The sequence below is a fragment of the Pseudoalteromonas galatheae genome (assembly GCF_005886105.2).
Taxonomy (GTDB): Bacteria; Pseudomonadota; Gammaproteobacteria; order Enterobacterales; family Alteromonadaceae; genus Pseudoalteromonas; species Pseudoalteromonas galatheae.
Window position 1 is genome coordinate 1,582,830 of the sequence record NZ_PNCO02000001.1, and the last position, 18,151, is coordinate 1,600,980.

Sequence of the window (18,151 nt, forward strand, 5' to 3'; positions counted from 1 at the left end):
AATGTGTTACTCAATACCTAAAAAAGCGGGTGAAGACCACCCGCATAAAAGTTATATCTTACAAGCGCCGCCTTCACAACCATCGTCTTCTGCTTCTGGTTTTAACTCATCTTGAGCATCTGAAGCACCGTCACGGGTGTTATGGTAGTAAAGCGTTTTAACACCAAGTTTGTATGCGGTGAGTAAGTCTTTTAGCAATAGCTTCATAGGAACTTTACCCGCTTCAAACTTACTTGGATCATAATTGGTATTTGCAGAGATAGTTTGATCGATGAACTTTTGCATAATACCAACTAATGCAAGGTAACCATCGTTAGATGGAATATCCCAAAGTAGCTCATAGTTATCTTTGAGGCGGTCGTACTCTGGTACTACTTGCTTCAAGATACCATCTTTACTCGCTTTAACACTGATATGACCACGAGGTGGTTCGATACCGTTTGTTGCGTTTGAAATTTGTGATGATGTTTCAGATGGCATCAAGGCAGACAACGTTGAGTTGCGCATACCGTGTTCTTGGATACTTGCTCTTAGTGAATCCCAATCCAGATGCAATGGCTCTTCGCATACTTTATCAAGGTCACGCTTATAAGTATCTATTGGCATAATACCTTGTGAGTACGTCGTTTCGTTAAATTTAGGACAAGCGCCGCGCTCTTTTGCCAATTCATTCGAAGCTTTCATCAGATAGTATTGAATGGCTTCAAATGTTTTATGTGTTAGGCCGTTAGCGCTACCGTCGGAGTACTTAACGCCATTCTTTGCAAGATAATAAGCAAAGTTAATCACACCGATACCTAGTGTACGGCGTCCCATCGTTGCATTGTACGCAGCAGGTACGGGGTAGTCTTGATAGTCTAATAAGTTATCAAGTGCGCGAACCGCAAGCTCTGCTAACTCTTCTAACTCGTCTAGAGACTTGATGGCACCCAAGTTAAATGCGGAAAGCGTACATAGTGCAATTTCACCTTCAGGGTCGTTTACGTGGCTTAGAGGCTTAGTCGGTAGTGCAATTTCAAGACATAGGTTTGACTGGCGGATCGGTGCAACCTTAGAGTCAAACGGACTGTGTGTATTACAGTGATCAACGTTTTGTAGATAAATACGACCAGTGCTCGCACGTTCTTGCGCAAACATTGAGAATAACTCAATCGCTTTAATGCGTTTCTTACGGATAGACTCATCTTGCTCGTACTTAACATACAGTTCTTCGAATTTATCTTGGTCTTCAAAGAATGCGTCGTAAAGACCAGGCACATCTGATGGACTAAATAGCGTGATATAGTCGTCTTTAATTAGGCGGCTATACATGGTTTTGTTGAACTGCACGCCATAATCCAAATGACGCACACGGTTCTCTTCAACACCACGGTTATTTTTTAGTACTAATAGGTTTTCAACTTCAAGATGCCAAAGCGGGTAGAATAGGGTCGCTGCGCCACCACGTACACCACCTTGAGAACAGCTTTTAACAGCCGTTTGGAAGTGCTTATAAAACGGAATACATCCTGTGTGATACGCTTCACCATTTCTGATTGGGCTACCTAGCGCACGAATACGACCAGCGTTAATACCGATACCAGCGCGCTGACTGACGTATTTTACAATCGCAGAAGAAGTTGCGTTGATTGAATCTAGGCTATCAGCACATTCTATAAGTACACATGAGCTAAACTGACGTGTCGGCGTACGAACACCCGCCATAATTGGCGTAGGTAATGAAATTTTGAATGTTGAAACTGCATCGTAGAATCGCTTTATGTAATCTAGACGCGTTTCTTTCGGGTAGTTTGCAAACAGGCTAGCAGCTACAAGAACATATAAGAACTGAGCACTTTCGTAGATCTCACCTGTTACGCGGTTTTGTACAAGGTATTTACCTTCCAACTGCTTAACAGCTGCATAGCTGAAGTTCATATCTCGGCTATGATCGATGTAGTTGTTTAGCTCATCAAACTCTTCTTTTGTGTAATCGGTAAGAAGATGCTGATCATAGCGCTTGTCTTCAACCAGCTTTACCACATGGTCGTGTAAGTGCGGCGGCTCAAAACAGCCATAGGCTTTCTTACGCAAGTGGAAAATAGCCAAACGAGCGGCTAGATACTGATAATCTGGAGACTCTTTTGAGATCAGATCGGCTGCAGCTTTAATAATCGTTTCGTGGATATCACCAGTACGAATACCGTCATAAAACTGGATGTGTGACTTTAATTCAACCTGAGAAACTGAGACGTTATCTAGGCCTTCTGCCGCCCATGTAATGACACGATGGATCTTATCTAGATCTAACGGTTCTTTGCGACCGTTTCTTTTGCATACAGATAGCTGTTGGTTCATGTTATGTGCCTGTATTCCTTAGGAACGCGCTTTAGATATCGCACGAATATAAAATTGTTTAGCAAACCACCACTATATATGGTGCCCTAGTGGCTAGGGATCACAAGATAGTGGGGTTGACGTGAATTTGCAAGAGAACAACTCGGGCAGAATTGTGGATAAGTTTGGGATAATTTACTTATGTAAGTATCCACTAACCTATGACAATCCACTTATCTGCTCACAAAGAAAAATCAACAGAAAGATGACGCTTTTCAGCAAAAATAAAAAAAAATTCTAACTGATTTTTTTCTACACAAATTCGTATCTATTATAGCAAAAACACAATATATGGTGTTTTATTTTTCTATCAACACTAAATATGCGATAGCGTGTCTAATGGGTTAGTAAGATAGAGATCCGCATGCCAAGACTTTGCTTCGGCTTCAGATGGAATGAACCCCCACATTGCTGCTGCACTAATCATTTTTGCAGATTTCGCAGCAATAATATCTCGCTCAGCGTCGCCAACATAAATACACTGCTCAGGTGAGACCCCCAATTTTGATGCCACTAACAGTAAAGGCTCTGGATGAGGCTTGGCCACCGCCAGTGTATCTCCGCATACTACTGTCTCGATCTTTGCAAGTTCAGGGATCTGCTTTAGTAGCGGAAGTGTTAAAAACTCAGGTTTGTTTGTCATGATCCCAACCTGAATCTCTTTTTCTGCAAGTGCCGCTAATAACGCACCAATCTGCGCAAAGCATTGGGAATGTACTGACAGGTTCGCAAGGTAGTAATCGAGTACCCCCTGACGTAATACCTGAGTATCGTAGCGCTGTAATGACTCACCAAACCCTACTTGCAACATCGCTGCTACGCCGTTTGAAATCGCACTGCTATATACCTGTTTGCCGACAGTAGGCATTTTGTTAGCAGTTAAAACGTGGTTTAGTGCAGCTCCCAAGTCATCACTGGTATCCAGCAAGGTGCCGTCTAGATCAAATAGTACCGCTTGGATCATACTAGCTTCTCGAAGTGTAGAATGTAGTTAACCGAAACGTCTTTAGTTAAGGTAAATGTTTTGCCGATAGGGTTGTAGTTAATCCCTGTTGCCGCTCTAACTTTGAGGTCGTACTTTTCAGCCCAAGCTATTAAGGTAGACGGGCGAATAAACTTATCATGCTCATGCGTGCCTTCAGGAACCATTTTAAGCAGTTTTTCAGCAGCGACAATAGCCAGTAAATACGCTTTTGTGGTCTTGTTTAAGGTAGAAAAAAATACATGACCGCCGGGCTTAACTAATTGTGAGACAGAACGAATAATGGATTCTGGATCTGGTACGTGTTCTAACATTTCCATGCAAGTTACTACATCGAATTCGCCATGGTGCAAGGCTGCGAATTCTTCTACTGGCACTTTTTGATAGTCTACTTTAACGCCGACCTCTAGCGCGTGAAGTTTTGCGACATTGAGCGGTTCTTGTCCCATATCGATACCGGTTGCATTTGCGCCCAGCTTAGCCATGCTTTCTGTTAAAATCCCACCACCACAACCGACATCCAATACTGTTTTTGCAAATAGGCCTTCACATTTATCGTTAATAAAGTCCAATCTCAATGGGTTAATATCGTGTAATGGTTTGAATTCTCCCTCTCGGTCCCACCAGCGCTCTGCTATTTCTTCAAATTTAGCGATTTCATTAGGGTCTACATTTTGATGTTCGGTCATAAAAAACTTCCTCGTCGAATTGAGCGCATTATAAAGGGGATTAGATAAAAATAGCACCTGTAAAACGGTAAAAAGTGTGTTAGCATGCTTGACGAATTTTATAATAAACAAAGCCCCCGCTGATACTCTGAGGCAATTCGGCTATTTTTCGAAGCGCGTTTAATTGGCGCTTCAGCAGAAAAAGCAATTTGATATTCAGATAGCATCTCAACACAAGTTGTAGTGTGACACAAAAGGGGTGGACACTGAAGGAAAGTGGAGTCAAATGCCTGATCTCGCCAATGAAATCCTGCCAGTCAATATCGAAGATGAATTAAAAAATTCATACCTAGATTATGCAATGAGTGTAATCGTAGGTCGTGCATTACCTGACGTACGTGACGGCCTAAAGCCAGTTCACCGTCGTGTATTGTTCGCGATGAATGAACTTAAAAATGACTGGAACAAACCATATAAAAAGTCAGCTCGTGTAGTTGGTGACGTAATCGGTAAATACCACCCGCATGGTGATAGCGCGGTTTACGATACTATTGTACGTATGGCTCAGCCTTTCTCTCTACGCTACATGCTCGTAGATGGACAAGGTAACTTTGGTTCTGTCGATGGTGACTCTGCAGCTGCGATGCGTTATACCGAAGTACGTATGGCGAAAGTCGCTCACGAGTTACTTGCTGACCTTGAAAAAGAAACCGTTGATTATGTACCAAACTACGATGGTACAGAGCAAATTCCAGATGTGTTACCAACTAAAGTGCCTAACTTATTGGTGAATGGTTCATCTGGTATCGCGGTTGGTATGGCGACCAATATTCCGCCTCACAACTTAACCGAGGTGATCAATGGCTGTTTGGCTGTGATCCAGAATCCAGACATCACTATTGAAGAGTTAATCGACTATATTCCGGGTCCAGATTTCCCGACAGCCGCCATTATTAGCGGTAAGAATGGCATCGAACAAGCCTATAAAACAGGCCGTGGTAAGATCTACATCCGTGCGAAAGCTGAAATCGAAGTTGATGAGAAGACTGGCAAAGAAACTATCATCGTTCATGAAATTCCTTACCAAGTTAACAAAGCAAGACTAATCGAAAAGATTGCAGAGCTTGTTAAAGATAAAAAGGTTGAAGGGATCAGTGCACTACGCGATGAGTCGGATAAAGACGGTATGCGTATCGTTATTGAGATCAAGCGTGGTGAAGTAGGTGAAGTTGTACTAAACAACCTATACGCTCAAACACAACTACAAACTGTGTTTGGCATCAATATGGTTGCACTAGATAATAACCAGCCTAAGTGTTTCAACCTGAAAGAAATGCTTGATGCGTTTATTATTCACCGTCGTGAAGTCGTAACGCGTCGTACTGTATTTGACCTGCGTAAGGCGAGAGACAGAGCGCATACGCTTGAAGGCCTCGCAATTGCGCTAGCCAATATTGACCCAATCATTGAGCTTATTCGTAAGTCACCAACACCAGCAGAAGCAAAAGCAGCGCTAACCGCACGAGCTTGGGATCTTGGTAACGTTAAATCAATGCTTGAGCGCACTGGCGAAGAAAATGTTGCGCGTCCGGACTGGTTAGCGGAAGAATTAGGGATCCGTGATGGTCAGTACTATTTGTCTGAGCAACAAGCCCAAGCAATTCTAGACTTAAGACTACACAAATTAACGGGTCTTGAGCACGAGAAAATTCTAGCAGAATACAAAGAACTGCTCGATTTAATCGCTGAGCTACTGTACATCCTTTCTACTCCAGAGCGTTTGATGGAAGTGATCCGCGATGAGTTAGTTGAAATCAAAGAAACGTATGGTGATGAGCGTCGCACAGAGATCACTGCTGCTGCGCACGATATTAGTTTAGAAGATTTGATCAACGAAGAAGACGTTGTCGTTACGCTTTCTCACGAAGGTTATGTGAAGTATCAACCTCTAAGCGATTACGAAGCTCAGCGTCGTGGTGGTAAAGGGCGATCTGCAACTAAGATGAAAGATGAAGACTTTATCGAACGTCTACTCGTTGCAAATACTCACGATACAATTCTTTGTTTCTCAACTTCTGGCCGTTTGTATTGGTTGAAAGTTTACCAGCTGCCGCTTGCATCACGTGCTGCGCGCGGTAAGCCAATTGTTAACTTGTTACCACTCGAAGCTGATGAGCGTATTACGACAATTTTACCAGTTCGTGAATACGAAGAAGATAAGTTTATCGTCATGGCGACGGCAAGTGGTATCGTTAAGAAAACACCTCTGACAGCATACAGTCGTCAGCGTGCAAGTGGTATTATTGCTATCAACTTGAACGAAGGCGATAGCCTGATCGGTGCTAACATTACCACAGGTGAAAATGACATCATGCTATTTACTGAGCATGGTAAAGTTGTGCGCTTTAATGAGAAGCAGCGAGATTCAGAAACAGGTGAAGTGAAGCGTGATCCTGAAACTGGCGAAGAAATGTTGGCGTTACGTCCGATGGGTCGCACAGCAACAGGTGTTCGTGGTATCAAGATGCCAGATGACGTGAAAGTGGTATCACTAATCGTACCACAAGGCGATGGTGCAATCTTGACCGTAACTGAAAATGGTTATGGTAAGCGTACGCCGCTTGAAGAGTACCCAGCGAAGAGCCGTGCAACACAAGGTGTTGTGTCAATCAAAGTAACTGAAAGAAATGGTTCTGTGGTCGGCGCGGTTCAAGTTGATGACAACGATGAAATCATGCTGATATCAAACCGTGGTACACTAGTTAGAACGCGTGTAAACGAAGTTTCTACGGTAGGCCGTAACACTCAAGGTGTTATTCTGATCCGTACAATGGAAGAAGAAAAGGTAGTTGGTCTTCAACGCATCGAAGAAATTGAAGTGGACGAGTTGCCTGAGGGTGAAATTGTTGAGGCTGAGGGTGAAGCGACACCAGCAGTTGATTCAGACACAGAAGAATAGCACAATCTTATCTGTAATATAAAAAGCGACTTCGGTCGCTTTTTTTCTTTATGTCAGTTTTTTCAATCTATCCCTCTATGACAATAGCTCGAACCCTGATAAATTAAGGCTACGAACTATCCAGCTTTTGCTTGGGCAACTCACTGTTCATTCAAAAAATATGATAACAATTCGTCTATAATTTGGATGGGCTAGTTTATTAGGAATGAGGAAAAATATGACGGTTTATAATTTTTGCGCGGGTCCTGCGATGTTACCTGTTGAAGTTATGAAGAAAGCGCAAAAAGAATTTTTAGATTGGCAAAATTTAGGCGTGTCGGTGATGGAAGTCAGCCATCGCTCAGCGCCTTATTTGGAGATGGCGAAGCAGTGCGAGGCCAGCTTACGTCGTTTGATGAATATCTCTGATGAATTTGAAGTGTTGTTTATGCATGGCGGTGGTCGTGGTCACTTTGCTGCTGTACCGCTAAATCTACATGTAGATGGTGTACCAGGTGTATATATCGAAAACGGTATCTGGTCTACTGGCGCGACAAAAGAAGGTGGGAAGTTTACGCAAACGCATGCAATTAATATTCGTACTGACGAAAATGGTCAATTCGATATTTTACCTGTCTCTGAGTGGAAGCTACCAGAGAACGCTTCATTTATTCACTATTGTCCAAACGAAACTATCGACGGTATCGAAATATTTGACGTTCCAAAACATTCAAGCGCACCGATTGTAGCGGATATGTCTTCCAATATTTTATCTCGTGAGATTAACGTCAATGACTTTGATTTGATTTATGCTGGTGCGCAAAAAAATATCGGTCCTTCAGGGCTAAGTATCGCTATTGTGCGTAAGACGTTATTGAAGCGTGAAGGGTTGCCAAGACCTGCCATTCTTGATTACGCCATTGAGGCTGATCAGCAAAGCATGTACAACACACCACCGACATTTGCATGGTATCTAGCGTTTGAGGTATTCAAGTATCTTGAAAGCATTGGTGGTGTTAAAGCCATGGAAGCGCACAATCAAGAAAAAGCGGCCATTTTGTACGATTACATCGATGGCTCTGGCTTCTATTCAAACAAAGTTGCAAAACATTGTCGCTCGTTAATGAACGTACCATTTTGGTTAAACGATGACAGCCTAAATGCAAAATTTTTGGCAGAGGCAGAACAAAACGGTTTAATTGCACTTGAGGGCCACCGTTTTGTCGGCGGTATGCGTGCAAGCATCTATAACGCTATGCCAATTGAAGGGATAAAAGCGTTAGTTGCATTTATGGATAAATTCGCACGGGAGAACAGTTGATGGAACAGTTGACCCTCAAGCCTATTACTAAAGTCGGTGGCAGTGTAACGCTACCTGGCTCTAAAAGCTTATCAAATCGTATTTTGTTGCTTGCGGCATTGTGCGAAGGCACGACAAAAGTGACGAACTTATTGGATAGCGATGACATCCGCCATATGTTAGGTGCACTGTCTCAATTAGGCGTTGAAGTGACGCTAGAAGACGACAACACGGTGGCACTTGTCAAAGGAAATGGTGGCAACTTTATTTCCCCCGTTGAGCCGTTATTTTTAGGCAATGCTGGTACTGCGTATCGGCCATTAACTGCTGTGCTTGCTGCTATATCCGGTGATTATGAACTGATTGGTGAGCCGCGAATGGAAGAGCGCCCAATTGGCCATCTTGTTGATGCCATGCAAACGCTTGGTGCAGATATTCAATATCTCAAAAACAAAGACTACCCGCCGTTAAAAATTGCAGGTAAGCAACTTGCTGGTGGAGAAGTTGAGATTGACGGCAGCATCTCAAGCCAGTTTTTGACTGCATTATTGATGGCTGCACCGCTTTTTAGTGGCGATACGAATATTGCGATCAAAGGTGAGCTGGTTTCAAAGCCTTATATTGATATTACCATTGGCGTGATGGCGCACTTTGGGGTTCATGTCGAAAACCATGATTACCAGCGTTTTGTGGTAAAGGCTGGGCAGCAGTATCAATCTCCTGGAACACTTATGGTCGAAGGGGATGCATCATCTGCCTCTTATTTCATTGCTGCAGCGGCAATTGCAGGCGGTGAAATTGAGATCAAGGGAGTGGGTAAACAAAGTGTGCAAGGTGATATCGGCTTTGCCCAAGTGATGGAACAAGTCGGAGCAAACATTGATTGGCATGACGAACGTATTGTTGTGCGAAAAGGTGAGTTAAATGGTGTGGATATCGATGCTAATGCTATCCCCGATGCGGCGATGACGCTTGCAACCGTAGCGCTATTCGCAAAAGGTAAAACCGCAATTCGTAATATCTACAATTGGCGTGTAAAAGAAACCGATAGGTTAGCTGCGATGGCGACTGAGCTAAAGAAAGTAGGTGCAGAAGTGGTAGAAGGGCACGACTTTATCGAAGTTACACCACCGGCTAATTTTAATTTTACGGATGTAGATACATACAATGACCATCGCATTGCGATGTGTTTTTCAATGGTGGCAGTAGGTGGTCAAGCTATAACGATTAATGACCCTAAATGTACGGCAAAAACTTTCCCAACCTATTTTTCAGTGTTAGAAAGCATTAGCCAGTATTAATCTCATCAAAGGTGTTGAAGATGTTCAGCACCTTAAAGCCCTCTCTAAAATAATCAATCATAACAAAGTCAAATACGCGTTTGGTTGGCTGAATTTTATTCAGTCAAAGCTAGTCTGCACCTGACATTTAGCATCTTTCGCTGTACTAATAATTTGAGATATAACAAAAAATGACAGGTAAATAAGGATATATTCAGCAAATTGACGTATACTATGCGCCGTCAAATTCAGGTGAGCATTTTTAGGAGGTCTAAATGCAGGCAGCTATGCCAGTTATCACCGTCGACGGCCCAAGTGGTTCAGGCAAAGGAACTGTTTGTCGCTTGTTAGCTGAAACATTAAATTGGGAAGTGTTGGATAGCGGCGCGATTTATCGCGTGCTTTCGTTAGCTGCATTACACCACCAAATAGCAACTGATAACGAAGAGGGCTTGGTCCCACTTGCAGCTAATTTGGATGTACAATTTTCTATCGATAAAGAAACTAAAAAAAGTAAAATTGTACTTGAAGGTGAAGATGTCACTAATACCATTCGCAATGAAGAAGTCGGCGCAGCAGCGTCAAAAATTGCGGCATTACCACGAGTCAGAGAAGCATTGTTAAGACGTCAACGTGCTTTTAGAACTGAAGTTGGCTTAATTGCAGATGGACGTGATATGGGAACAGTGGTGTTCCCTGATGCAGAGCTTAAAATTTATTTAACTGCAAGCGCTGAAGAACGTGCTCGCAGGCGGTTTGTTGAGTTGAATGAGAAAGGCCATGATGTTACACTAAGTGGTCTGTTAGAAGACATTAAAGCTCGCGATGATCGCGATATGAATCGCAAGGTTGCCCCATTAGTTCCTGCCAGCGATGCGGTAGTTGTTGATACAACTGAGTATAATGCTGAACAGGTATTCGAACAGGTTATGTCTTTTATTCAAGACGCCATTGTGGCAGGTAAGCTTCCAAAAAGTTGTTTACCTAAATAATTTTTAATGACACAGGCAGGAAGCTAGTGTTTATTTAACAACCCCATGCAGCATGGTTGCTAATTGGTAATTTAACTTTATAGAGACGTATTTAGTATGTCAGAAAATTTTGCGCAGTTATTTGAAGAAAGCCTACAGGGTTTTGAAGTTGAGCAAGGCTCAATCGTTAAAGGTACAGTAATCGCTATCGAGAACAATGTTGTTCTTGTTGATGCTGGCCTTAAGTCTGAAAGTGCAATCCCTGCAGAGCAATTCAAAAATGCTGCTGGTGAACTAGAAGTTGCAGTTGGCGACGAAGTAGATGTAGCACTTGACGCTATTGAAGACGGTTTCGGTGAAACTATCCTTTCTCGTGAGAAAGCGAAGCGTCACGAAGCATGGATCCGTCTAGAGAAAGCATGTGAAGAGCACGAAACTGTTGTTGGTATGATCAACGGTAAAGTTAAAGGCGGTTTCACAGTTGAAGTTGATTCAATCCGTGCATTCCTACCTGGTTCACTTGTTGATGTACGTCCAGTTCGCGACACAGCTCACCTTGAAGGTAAAGAGCTAGAGTTCAAAGTTATCAAGCTAGACCAGAAGCGCAACAACGTTGTTGTTTCACGTCGTGCTGTTATTGAATCTGAGAACTCACAAGAGCGTGAAGAGCTTCTTCAAAACCTTGTTGAAGGTCAAGAAGTTAAAGGTATCGTTAAGAACCTTACAGACTACGGTGCATTCGTAGACTTAGGTGGTGTTGACGGTCTTCTACACATCACTGACATGGCTTGGAAGCGTGTTAAGCACCCTTCAGAGATCGTGAACGTAGGTGACGAAATCAACGTTAAAGTACTTAAGTTCGACAAAGAGAAGACTCGTGTTTCTCTAGGTCTTAAGCAACTTGGCGAAGATCCATGGGCTGCTATCGCTGGTCGTTACCCAGAAGGTGCTAAGCTTACTGGTCGTGTAACTAACCTAACTGACTACGGCTGTTTCGTTGAAATCGAAGAAGGCGTTGAAGGTCTAGTACACGTTTCAGAAATGGATTGGACTAACAAGAACATCCACCCTTCAAAAGTAGTTTCACTAGGTGATACTGTTGAAGTTATGGTTCTTGAAATCGACGAAGAGCGTCGTCGTATTTCTCTAGGTCTTAAGCAGTGTAAAGCTAATCCTTGGCAAGAGTTTGCTCGTCTTAACAACAAAGGCGACCAAGTTTCTGGTAAGATCAAGTCTATCACTGACTTCGGTATCTTCATCGGTCTTGACGGCGGTATCGACGGTCTTGTACACCTATCTGACATCTCTTGGAACACTCCAGGCGAAGAAGCTGTACGTGAGTACAAGAAAGGTGACGAAATCACAGCTATCGTTCTACAAGTTGACCCAGAGCGTGAGCGTATCTCTCTAGGCGTTAAGCAAATTGACGCTGATCCATTCACTAACTACCTAGACGCCAACAAAAAAGGTGCTATTGTTAAAGGTAAAGTGACTGAAGTTGATGCTAAAGGCGCAACTGTTGAGCTGATCGAAGGCGTTGAAGGTTACATCCGTGTAGCTGATATCGCACAAGAGCGTGTTGAAGACGCGACAGCTGCTGTTTCTGCAGGCGACGAAATCGAAGCTAAATTTGTAGGTGTTGATCGTAAGAACCGTACTATCAGCCTATCAGTTAAAGCTATCTACGAAGCTGAAGAAAAAGAAGCACTAGAGAAGCTTAAGAAAGATGAGCCAGCGTTCGAAAACGCAATGGCTGCAGCTTTCAAAAATGCTCAAAAAGACTAATTAATCGGTCTTTAAACTAGGAGGGGCGTTTAGCCCTTCCTTTTACACTAAAGGAAACATTATGACAAAGTCTGAATTGATAGAACAACTTGCACTGCAGCACGCTCACGTTCCTGTTAAAGATGTAGAGAATGCGGTAAAAGAAATCCTTGAACAAATGGCTGGCTCATTATCAGACTCGGAGCGTATCGAAATCCGTGGCTTTGGTAGTTTCTCGCTTCACTTCCGTTCTCCTCGCACTGGCCGTAATCCTAAAACGGGTGAGACAGTAGAGCTGGATGGTAAATATGTACCACACTTTAAGCCTGGCAAAGAGCTGCGCGATAGAGTAAACGAAAGCTTAAATAATTAAGTCTAACGGAGCTAAACTTGGTTGCAGTATTGAAAAAAGGATTAGCTGTTGTTGCCATACTGATTGCATTTTTAGTTGGGACACAAAATCCACAAGTTGTTAATGTCAATTTTGTAATTGCAAGTGCAGAGTTACCACTGGCAACCTTAATGAGTATTTGCTTAGCTCTTGGGATAATTATTGGTTTACTTGTAACAGCGTCGGTTTTATCTAAGCTTAAATGGCAAAATCATCGCCTAAAAAAAAGTAATAGTAAGCTTAGCCAAACAGCCGAACGCTAGTTATGATCGAACTGCTGTTTTTATTATTACCTGTAGCCGCCGCTTACGGTTATGTTATGGGTAAAAATAGTGCTAAGAATCAAGCCTTAGAGCAAAGTCGACAAATTACCTCAGAATATAGTAAAGGCCTGAAATTCCTGTTGGATAGGGAAGAAGACCAGGGCCTTGAACATCTCACTAAATTACTAGAAGTCTCGGCAGACTCCGTCGATCATTATTTAACACTTGCATCGCTTTTTAGAAAGCGGGGAGAGTTAGATAGAGCGATAAAAATTCATGAGTTACTACTTAAACAACCTAATCTAGATGAAGAAGTGGTTAAATCCTGCCGCTTAGAGCTTGCTCAAGACTACATCTTAGCAGGTCTGTTGGATAGTGCAGAGGAACACTTAGTCATCCTTGTAAAGCTAGGGTTTAATGATGCTCTCGATCCTATTTTAAACCTATACTCTCAAACTAGAGATTGGCGAAAGGGCGTTCATATGTATGAAGCGCATCCTGAGCTTTTTAAAAAGTCTTCTCATTGCGCCACGATTGCAAACTTTTACTGTGAAGCCGCAAATCAAGAAAAGAATCCGAGTCTATTCGAAAAAGCAACGTTACTTGCGCATGAAACAGTAAGACCCTTGTATGAAATGGGTAAAGATGCATATAAACATGATGATTACGTGAAGTGCATATATTATTGGCGAAAGCTCGTGAGCCAATTTGTATTTATGGCGCCACTTGTAATAGAAGACCTTGAATCCTGTTATGTTAAATTAAATATTCATGATCAATTCTTTGAGTTAGTCTCAGAGTTATTAGAAAAAGGAGGTGTGCTGATCAGAATTAAGTTTTGCCAAGGATTAGTCCAAAAAGGTCATATTTCTGAGGCAATAGAGTTTCTAACTGATAGTTTAAAGCGTGAACCATCAATTAGGGGCTTTAGTTATTTGCTGCAACTCATTAGCGGCAAAGATGCTAAAATAGACCACGTACTACAAGAAATAGATAAATTGGTGAAGTCTTATATTGCAACTAAGCCAAACTATCAATGTGGTCATTGCGGGTTTACAAGTCATACTATGTATTGGTTATGTCCCTCCTGCAAACATTGGGAGTCACTTGCTCCAAGCCGTGGGTTAGACGGTTTTTAAGTTTATAATTTGGCCAAATAGGGTAACTATGTCGACACAAGATTTAAAAAAGGTTTTGATTGCGCTTGATTATGATAATGAAGAAGCTGCATTATCATTTGTTTCTCAGCTCTCACCTGACGAATGCCGATTGAAAGTAGGTAAAGAGATGTTTACCTATTTTGGCCCTCAGTTTGTAAAAAAACTGGTAGATATGAATTTTGATGTATTCTTAGATCTAAAATTTCATGATATTCCAAACACGGTTGCAAAAGCAGTAACTGCTGCGGCTGAGCTAGGGGTGTGGATGGTAAACGTTCACGCCAGTGGTGGTCATGAAATGATGTCAAAAGCAAAAGAAGCGTTGGTAGCTTACGGTGATAAAGCGCCACTACTTATTGCTGTGACCGTACTAACTAGTATGGATCAAGGACAATTATTAAAGCTTGGAATTGAAAAAACGCCCCAAGAGCAAGTGCTATATCTAGCAAAATTAGCGAAAGAATCAGGCCTAGACGGCGTAGTTTGTTCTGCGCAAGAAGCCGAGCTGTTAAAAGCTCAACTCGGTGAAGAATTTAAACTTGTAACACCTGGGATCCGACCTGCAGGCTCTGATGCTGGCGATCAAAAACGCATTATGACACCTGAAAAAGCAGTTAAAGCGGGGAGTGATTACCTCGTGATAGGACGCCCGATCACTAAAGCTGAAGATCCTACTGCTATGCTAAAGGCGATTAACAGTAGCATAGCCGAGATTTAAGTTGCAAAGCCAACGTTATATTCACGTTGGCTTTAATTTATTGTCCAAGTCGTGTATCGCAACTATAAGCGAAGTAAAACTCCTCCGGAAGATATTGAGCATAGACCTTCGTCCTGTTGTGCTTATTGATATACCACTCACCCATGAACGTGTAATTTGGGTCATCGCTAGTTATGAAATTAAACTTCTCTAGCTTTGTTTTATTAGTCGCTCCAACTTTTAGCGTCAGGGAGTTGTCGTTAAGTTTGTAGTTTCCTCTTGCCAGAAAGTCATATCCTATATTACTCTCAGTTTGCTCAGTTGCTCTCGCTATCACTACATTCTTGTTTGTCCGTATACAAATTTCATAAAGAAGGGATTTATAACCATATTGTTCATATACAATTGATAAAATACCTTTTGTTAACTCATTCGTAGAATACGGAAATGCGGTACTAGATGAGTCACTAGTACCAAAAGAATCACTAGTACCAAAAGAATCACTAGTACCAAAAGAATCACTAGTACCAAAAGAATCACTAGTACCAAAAGAGTCACTAGTTCCAAAAGAGTCGCTAGTTCCAAGCGAATCAATCATGGTATTATTGGTTTGGGTTACACTTCCGTGTAACTCTTGACTAATTCCATCACTAATTGTTTCAGCAGCAGATGCAATTGATTGTACAGTGCTTGCTAAAACCACTGTAGTAGGTAAAACAGCAAATAAATTAAATTTCACGATCTGTCCTTACAATACTTAAAATTTCTGTTTTTATCTTTGTTACTATTTCACATAGTATAGGTTTTATATTTAAGAAATAATCCTCCTTTTTATCCTCAGGTATATGATTTGTATGGTTGAATACTCCAAAAATGATGTACTTAAAGCTGCCAGATAAGACGAGCATAACCTCTCTTTCATTTGAATTTGACTCTAAATCACTGATGAAATTAGAAAGTACTGATTTTAATTCATTTAATGTGCGAGTCTTTTTTAAATCCTTGATAAGAAAGTTTAATATTTCACGGCATCTATCTAAATTTTTTTTAAAGGTAAAGCTTATATGATTAAGATTGTTTACTGCTTTCAAGCTGTTTTCAAATAGTGAAAAGGAAAAAGGAATTGAGTTTTGTTTCAATTCCTTTGTTGGTATTGCACCATTTATCAATGCGCCATTACTTATATTCTCAACACTCAGCTCAGGATTAACATGAATTAGCGACTCAACTGCTTTTCTTGATTCATTGAATATTCGAGTTGTTAACACTCTTTCTGTTTGGTTACCTTGCACATAATGTTGTCCAGTGAAGCGACATCGGCTAAGATCATCTCTTTCGTTATAGTATTGAGAGTGCTTACAATGATGCAGTTTCTCATCAACAAAGCCATAATCACACCCAGATAATACAAACTTTTTAACACCCAGACTTACGAGTGCAGACATAGCGGTATTTGTAACGGTTGGATTGCTATAGTAAAGCGGAGTTATAGCATGCTCTTTTGTAATAATCTCTGTTGTAATGTCATTTGCTTTAAAAAAAACTAACCTATTCTTGAATGCGCGTAGAGTTTTATGATAGACGGTGTTTAAAGTTATCAATAGCGTGTTTTTCAATAGGGGACTGTTTAGGTAATTCTCTTTAATATAATAACCATCTTTACTTCTCTCCATTTCTACATGTATATGTGGAACAATGTCTTTTTTAAGTAGGCTCGATAATGATGTTCCACATGATACAATAATCCCATTAAATTTATTTATATCATCAATTATAAGATCTAGCGATGGGCCATTTCCTACAATCAAAGCTTTATGACTTTCTAGAAAAGAAAAATCTGATTTTTTAAAATTTTTTAGACTTTTTATGTTTTGATAGGAATGTTTTAAACTTATCATCTCATCTTCCATAAAGCCCCATAGACTTACGAAGGAGTTTCTCCATTCCTTAAATGAGTCATATATTTTTTCAAATAACTGACAGTTATAATGTCTAAATAAACTGATATCACTAAATATTCCACAACTTCGCTCAGATGAGTAGGATGCTAAACTATCTAAAAAGTCACTATAGCTCTTACATTTAAAGAGCTTTAGATTACCGCCGCGTGCTTTACACTCATTTTTTATCGTTTCAAGATCGATGTTAAACCGGCCTAAGGCTTCAAGTTTTTGATCCTGCTCAATAATTATCACATCTATATAATTTAGCTTGTTAAGTAATGCGGGAACATGATAACCAGCACCTAAGCCCAGAACGACCAGTGTACTGGATGTAGGTTTCGAGTTTGGTTTAAACCCTAATGCTGACGCAATGTCATGTGATTTATTGATAAATTGTTGATGGTAGTATTGTGTTTCAGCGATAGATAAATTTAGAGAAAGATGAGTTGGTCTATTAAAAAAAAGTTCCACTTGCTCAATGCATTGAACTTTAGGGTCAATGCCATAAAATTCTAACTCTATAGACTTAGCATGTAATTTATCTTGAATCTGTGGGAAGTGAGATTTGTTCTGCGAAATTTGAAAACTTGCTTTCATATATTATTCTAGTCCTTGATATCTAATTACTCGATAAGTATTAGAATTGAGTACCTATTTTAGCATCAAACCTGAAAATTATCCTTCAATTAAATAGAGACGTTACCAAGCGAAGAGCAGCCATAGATGAAGGATTGTAATCTATTCTAGAAGTAGCAGATAACCTTGTAGTTTACTCATTATTTAGTGATACGTTAGCTGGGTATTAAGCAATAGTTGGCATTGGTTTGATCAGCCATACTTTTAGCATGGCCAATCGGGGACAATATATTTGTCTTTTACTCTTCGTTATCAGCAGTTTCAAAGTTCAAACTAAATTGGCCACTGCGCTGTACTGAGAAAATAGCCTTTTGCCAATTTTCTTCTTGATTTGATGTTGCATTTTCGAACAAGCTTAGAAAAAGAACAGAGATTTCATCACTTACTGGTATAACGTGTGCTTGTTTTGGTGTGCTGGTGTCATAGTAAAAAGCGGAACACCTAGGCATATTATCGTCATGGTAGTCCAGTACGAGCCGCGCTTCACTCCATGGCTCTTTAATTTGTTGATATAGATACTGGCCCAATTGTTGAGGGACTCGTCGGTTTTCTTCTCGCATTCTAACTCCTTGTTATTTTGGCGGTAAATGTTGGCCTGGTTTTACTGATGGCTTTAGTATGCACTAAAAATTTGGGGACCCCAAAACCCACCAGTATAAATATGATCGACTGACTCGCAGCATTACCCATGATAACCTTAGTGTAAAATAGGCCTGAAAGTATAAACATAAAGATAAAAATGAAAGCACCGATGTTAGTAACACAACGACTTTTACCCATAG

The 18,151-nt window shown here is 41.0% G+C and carries 15 protein-coding genes; 9 read left to right on the forward strand and 6 right to left on the reverse strand.

Annotation, left to right across the window (positions count from 1 at the left end; translation table 11 throughout):
* Positions 1 to 51: 51 nt before the first annotated feature.
* The 3 genes from nrdA to ubiG form a co-directional block, all read right to left on the reverse strand.
* On the reverse strand, positions 52 to 2,337 hold the full coding sequence (gene nrdA, locus CWC29_RS06875; RefSeq protein WP_138522182.1) for a class 1a ribonucleoside-diphosphate reductase subunit alpha: 2,286 nt from the start codon (positions 2,335 to 2,337) through the stop codon (positions 52 to 54).
* A 355-nt stretch (positions 2,338 to 2,692) separates the two neighbouring features.
* On the reverse strand, positions 2,693 to 3,340 hold the full coding sequence (locus tag CWC29_RS06880; RefSeq protein WP_138522180.1) for an HAD family hydrolase: 648 nt from the start codon (positions 3,338 to 3,340) through the stop codon (positions 2,693 to 2,695).
* Positions 3,337 to 4,047: a bifunctional 2-polyprenyl-6-hydroxyphenol methylase/3-demethylubiquinol 3-O-methyltransferase UbiG gene (gene ubiG, locus CWC29_RS06885; protein ID WP_128728187.1), complete on the reverse strand. Its 711-nt coding sequence runs from the start codon at positions 4,045 to 4,047 to the stop codon at positions 3,337 to 3,339. The genes CWC29_RS06880 and ubiG overlap by 4 nt, the downstream gene beginning before the upstream one ends.
* A 265-nt stretch (positions 4,048 to 4,312) precedes the next feature.
* Here ubiG and gyrA point away from each other — a divergent pair, with 265 nt between their 5' ends.
* The 9 genes from gyrA to pyrF all read left to right on the forward strand — a co-directional run bounded on the left by gyrA (position 4,313) and on the right by pyrF (position 14,811).
* The gene (gyrA, locus tag CWC29_RS06890; RefSeq protein ID WP_138522178.1) at positions 4,313 to 6,985 is read left to right on the forward strand and encodes a DNA gyrase subunit A; all 2,673 of its coding nucleotides are present in this window, start codon (positions 4,313 to 4,315) and stop codon (positions 6,983 to 6,985) included.
* Positions 6,986 to 7,202: 217 nt separating this feature from the next.
* Positions 7,203 to 8,285: a 3-phosphoserine/phosphohydroxythreonine transaminase gene (serC, locus tag CWC29_RS06895; RefSeq protein ID WP_138522176.1), complete on the forward strand. Its 1,083-nt coding sequence runs from the start codon at positions 7,203 to 7,205 to the stop codon at positions 8,283 to 8,285.
* Positions 8,285 to 9,565: a 3-phosphoshikimate 1-carboxyvinyltransferase gene (aroA, locus tag CWC29_RS06900; RefSeq protein WP_138522174.1), complete on the forward strand. Its 1,281-nt coding sequence runs from the start codon at positions 8,285 to 8,287 to the stop codon at positions 9,563 to 9,565. Before serC ends, aroA begins: the two co-directional genes overlap by 1 nt.
* Positions 9,566 to 9,819: 254 nt before the next feature.
* A complete protein-coding gene (gene cmk / locus CWC29_RS06905) occupies positions 9,820 to 10,536 on the forward strand; it encodes a (d)CMP kinase (protein WP_128728183.1) in 717 nt (238 codons plus the stop codon).
* Between the two features lie 96 nt (positions 10,537 to 10,632).
* Positions 10,633 to 12,300 (forward strand): 30S ribosomal protein S1, encoded by a 1,668-nt coding sequence (gene rpsA, locus CWC29_RS06910; RefSeq protein WP_128728182.1) that lies wholly within the window; start codon positions 10,633 to 10,635, stop codon positions 12,298 to 12,300.
* Positions 12,301 to 12,361: 61 nt separating this feature from the next.
* Complete coding sequence (gene ihfB / locus CWC29_RS06915) at positions 12,362 to 12,652, forward strand: integration host factor subunit beta (RefSeq protein WP_010377033.1); 291 nt, start codon at positions 12,362 to 12,364, stop codon at positions 12,650 to 12,652.
* A 17-nt stretch (positions 12,653 to 12,669) separates the two neighbouring features.
* On the forward strand, positions 12,670 to 12,933 hold the full coding sequence (locus CWC29_RS06920) for a lipopolysaccharide assembly protein LapA domain-containing protein (protein WP_128728181.1): 264 nt from the start codon (positions 12,670 to 12,672) through the stop codon (positions 12,931 to 12,933).
* A 2-nt stretch (positions 12,934 to 12,935) separates the two neighbouring features.
* On the forward strand, positions 12,936 to 14,072 hold the full coding sequence (locus CWC29_RS06925) for a lipopolysaccharide assembly protein LapB (RefSeq protein WP_128728180.1): 1,137 nt from the start codon (positions 12,936 to 12,938) through the stop codon (positions 14,070 to 14,072).
* Between the two features lie 28 nt (positions 14,073 to 14,100).
* Positions 14,101 to 14,811, forward strand: coding sequence for an orotidine-5'-phosphate decarboxylase (gene pyrF / locus CWC29_RS06930; protein WP_128728179.1), 711 nt, complete (start codon positions 14,101 to 14,103; stop codon positions 14,809 to 14,811).
* 37 nt (positions 14,812 to 14,848) lie between these two features.
* On the opposite strand, the gene CWC29_RS06935 is transcribed toward pyrF, so the two are convergent.
* The 3 genes from CWC29_RS06935 to CWC29_RS06945 form a co-directional block, all read right to left on the reverse strand.
* On the reverse strand, positions 14,849 to 15,529 hold the full coding sequence (locus CWC29_RS06935) for a hypothetical protein (protein WP_167815416.1): 681 nt from the start codon (positions 15,527 to 15,529) through the stop codon (positions 14,849 to 14,851).
* Positions 15,519 to 17,330: a motility associated factor glycosyltransferase family protein gene (locus CWC29_RS06940; protein WP_138522820.1), complete on the reverse strand. Its 1,812-nt coding sequence runs from the start codon at positions 17,328 to 17,330 to the stop codon at positions 15,519 to 15,521. The genes CWC29_RS06935 and CWC29_RS06940 overlap by 11 nt, the downstream gene beginning before the upstream one ends.
* A gap of 278 nt (positions 17,331 to 17,608) precedes the next feature.
* On the reverse strand, positions 17,609 to 17,929 hold the full coding sequence (locus tag CWC29_RS06945; RefSeq protein ID WP_128728177.1) for a hypothetical protein: 321 nt from the start codon (positions 17,927 to 17,929) through the stop codon (positions 17,609 to 17,611).
* Positions 17,930 to 18,151: the final 222 nt, after the last annotated feature.